Below are 3,404 nucleotides of genomic sequence, written 5' to 3'. Positions count from 1 at the left end.
TCACACCTTTATGGCCTGTAATTCTTCGAGGAGGTCCAGCAACTGATCCAGTTTTTCCCGGCCCATCTGCGCTTCGATATTGTTGGAGATGGCCAATGAGGTGGCGAGGTTGGTCTCCAGGATCAGACGGCCGGCATCGGTGATCTTGACCATGGTGCGGCGTTTGTCTTCGCTGTCCTGGCGGCGGGCGATCTGGCCATCGGCCTCCATCGTGCGCAGAATGCGGGTGACGCTGGGCAGCAGCAGGCAGGCCTCATGGGCGATGGTGCTTTGCTCGACTTCACCCAGCTCGTCCAGAACGCGCAGGATGCGCCACTTCTGTTCGGTCAGGGGAATGCCCTGCAACATGTCGCGGACCGGTGCCATGACGGTTTCCCGGGCGCGCAAAAGCGCGATTGGCAGGGATCGGGCGGTGCTTTTGATGTGGCTTTGAGTGTTCATGCGGCCTTCTATGCCGCCGATTTGGAAATTGCAAAGATTAACAAGGCAAGTTCTTGACAGTGCGCACATGCATTACTAAACATGTTAATTAATAGGGAGAGGAATCATGCCGCATTTCCACGTCGAATATTCCGGGAATCTGGAAGACAGGATCGACATGGGTGGTTTGTGCGAATGCATCCGCTCGACGGCGGCGGGGATCGAAACCTTTCCGATGCCGGGCATTCGCGTTCGCGCCACGCGGGTCGATCATTATGCCATCGCCGACGGCAACCCGGCGCACGGCTTCGTCGATATCTCGATCCGCCTGCGGGCGGGGCGGCCCGACGACGTAAAGCAGGATGCGGCGCAGCTGATTTTCGACGCCGTCAAAGCCTATCTGGCCCCGGCCTTCTCACGGTATTCCATCGCACTGTCGCTTGAGATGCGCGACATCGACCCCGACCTTTCGCCCAAAACCGGCACGATCAGAGATCATCTCGGCCGGGATCATCTGGCGGCGACCACGCAGGAGAACTGACTCATGAGCGCACTGGACACAAATATCGAAAAGCTGGCTGGTTTTCTGGCCCGGTTCAAGGGCACCGGCATCAAGAACCGCATCGCGGGCGAGGACCGGGACGGTGCTGCCGGAGTGTTTCAATCGACCTCGCCGGTGGACAAATCGGTGATCTGCGACGTGGCGCATGGCACGGCTGCGGATATCGATGCCGCGGCACAGGCTGCGCATGCGGCTTTTGCCGACTGGCGTGACCTGCCCGCCACCGAGCGCCGCCGCATCCTGCTGAACGTGGCCGACGCGATCGAAGCACGGGCGGAAGAGATCGCCCTGTGCGAATGCTGGGATACCGGTCAGACCCTGCGCTTCATGTCGAAAGCGGCGCTGCGCGGTGCCGAAAACTTCCGCTTTTTCGCCGATCAGGTGGTTCAGGCGCGCGACGGGCAGCACCTGAAATCGCCGACGCTGATGAATGTCACAACCCGGGTGCCACTGGGCCCGGTTGGCGTGATCACACCGTGGAACACGCCCTTCATGCTGTCGACCTGGAAGATCGCCCCGGCGCTGGCCGCCGGTTGCACCGTGGTGCACAAACCGGCCGAGGATTCGCCCCTGACCGCCCGCCTGCTTGTGGAAATCGCCGAAGGGGCGGGCCTGCCCAAAGGCGTGCTGAACACCGTAAACGGGTTCGGCCCTGACGCTGGTAAGGCGCTGTGCGAGCATCCGCTGATCAAGGCCATCGCCTTTGTTGGCGAAAGCCGCACCGGCAGCCTGATCGTGAAGCAGGGCGCCGACACGCATAAGCGCAACCATCTGGAACTGGGCGGCAAGAACCCGGTGATCGTGTTCGACGACGCCGATCTGGACCGCGCGCTGGATGCGGTGATCTTCATGATCTACTCGATCAACGGTGAGCGCTGCACCTCGTCCTCGCGCCTGCTGGTCCAGGACACGATCAAGGAAGAGTTCGAGGCCAGGCTGGTTGAGCGTGTGAACAACATCAAGGTCGGTCACCCGCTGGACCCGGCGACCGAAATCGGCCCGCTGGTCACCGAAGAGCACTACAACAAGGTCACCAGCTATTTCGACATCGCCAAAGAGGACGGCGCGACCGTGGCTGCCGGGGGCGTGAAAGTCGGTGACGAAGGGTATTTCGTGCGCCCGACGCTGTTCACCAACGCCAATAACGACATGCGCATCGCGCGCGAAGAGATCTTTGGCCCGGTTCTGACCGCGATCCCCTTCTCGACCGAGGAAGAGGCGCTGCGGATCGCCAACGACACGCCCTATGGTCTGACCGGCTATGTCTGGACCAATGACCTGACCCGCGCCCTGCGCTTTACCGACAAGCTTGAGGCCGGGATGATCTGGGTAAACTCGGAAAACGTCCGTCACCTGCCCACGCCATTCGGCGGGGTCAAAGCCTCGGGCATCGGGCGCGACGGCGGCGACTGGAGCTTTGAATTCTACATGGAGCAGAAACATATCGGCTTTGCCACCGGTCAGCACAAGATCATGCAATTGGGCAAATAAACCGAAGCATCGCCGGCCCTGTGCAGGGCTGGCCCCAACCGAACCTGGAAACGCGCGCTTACTTCAACCTCCAGGAGGAGATAATGGGAGAAATCGTTCTCGCGGCCAAAATGACCCATGTGCCGACCATGCTCATGTCCGAGCAGGACGGCCCCGTAAAGGGCGCGCGTCAAAACGCGATTGACGGACACCGCGAAATCGCTCGGCGCGCCAAGGAGCTGGGTGCCGATACGGTGGTGATCTGCGACACGCATTGGGTCGTCAACGCCGGTTTCCACATCAACGCGAACAAGCATTTCGAGGGTCTGTTCACCTCGAATGAATTCCCGCAATTCATCAAGGACCTGCCGTACGAATATGACGGCGACCCGGCGCTTGGCGATGCCATTGCCGATATTGCCTCGAAAAAGGGTGTGCACACGCTCAGCCATCAGGTGGACAGCCTCGAGCTGGAATACGGCACCCTTGTTCCGATGCGCTTCATGAGCCGCGAGGCCGAATTCAAAGTGGTCTCGATTGCCGCCTGGTGCACTGTTCACAGCCATGATGAAAGCCGCCTTGTCGGCGAAGCCATCCGCGAGGCGGTCGAGGCCAGCGACAAGAAAGTGCTTCTGGTCGCGTCCGGGTCGCTCAGCCACAAAATCTGGCCAAACAAGGATTATGCCGCAAACAATGGTACCTTCACCATCAGTTCGGAATTCAATCGCCAAGTAGACCTGCATGTTCTGGACATGTGGCAAGCCGGAGACCATGCAACATTCCTGAACATGCTCGGCGAATACGCCAATTTCTGCTGCGGAGAAGGCTCGATGCATGACACCGCCATGCTCTACGGCGCCCTGGGCTGGGACACGTATGACAAAAAATGCAAAGTCGTCACCGAATACTTCCCAAGCTCCGGCACAGGTCAGACAAACGTCATTTTCCCGGT

4 protein-coding genes are annotated in these 3,404 nt (G+C 60.1%); 3 read left to right on the top strand and 1 reads right to left on the bottom strand.

Annotated features, from left to right (window positions below):
- The gene (gene hpaR / locus ACR0LF_RS23525) at window positions 1–441 is read right to left on the bottom strand and encodes a homoprotocatechuate degradation operon regulator HpaR (protein WP_480583986.1); all 441 of its coding nucleotides are present in this window, start codon (window positions 439–441) and stop codon (window positions 1–3) included.
- A gap of 106 nt (window positions 442–547) precedes the next feature.
- Here hpaR and ACR0LF_RS23520 point away from each other — a divergent pair, with 106 nt between their 5' ends.
- The 3 genes from ACR0LF_RS23520 to hpaD all read left to right on the top strand — a co-directional run.
- The gene (locus ACR0LF_RS23520; RefSeq protein WP_480583983.1) at window positions 548–961 is read left to right on the top strand and encodes a 5-carboxymethyl-2-hydroxymuconate Delta-isomerase; all 414 of its coding nucleotides are present in this window, start codon (window positions 548–550) and stop codon (window positions 959–961) included.
- A 3-nt stretch (window positions 962–964) separates the two neighbouring features.
- Entirely contained in the window at window positions 965–2,473 is a 1,509-nt protein-coding gene (gene hpaE / locus ACR0LF_RS23515; protein WP_480583980.1) for a 5-carboxymethyl-2-hydroxymuconate semialdehyde dehydrogenase, read from the top strand.
- Window positions 2,474–2,556: 83 nt separating this feature from the next.
- Window positions 2,557–3,404: 3,4-dihydroxyphenylacetate 2,3-dioxygenase (hpaD, locus tag ACR0LF_RS23510; RefSeq protein WP_480583977.1), on the top strand; the 848-nt coding region annotated here is incomplete at its 3' end.

This window comes from Ruegeria sp. E8, from assembly GCF_056533985.1.
This window is presented reverse-complemented; position numbering and strand designations above follow the sequence as displayed.

Excerpts from the sequence above, each read along its gene's own strand:
- hpaR (WP_480583986.1), bottom strand. The coding sequence starts at position 441 with ATGAACACTCAAAGCCACATCAAAAGCACCGCCCGATCCCTGCCAATC.
- ACR0LF_RS23520 (WP_480583983.1), top strand. The coding sequence starts at position 548 with ATGCCGCATTTCCACGTCGAATATTCCGGGAATCTGGAAGACAGGATC.
- hpaE (WP_480583980.1), top strand. The coding sequence starts at position 965 with ATGAGCGCACTGGACACAAATATCGAAAAGCTGGCTGGTTTTCTGGCC.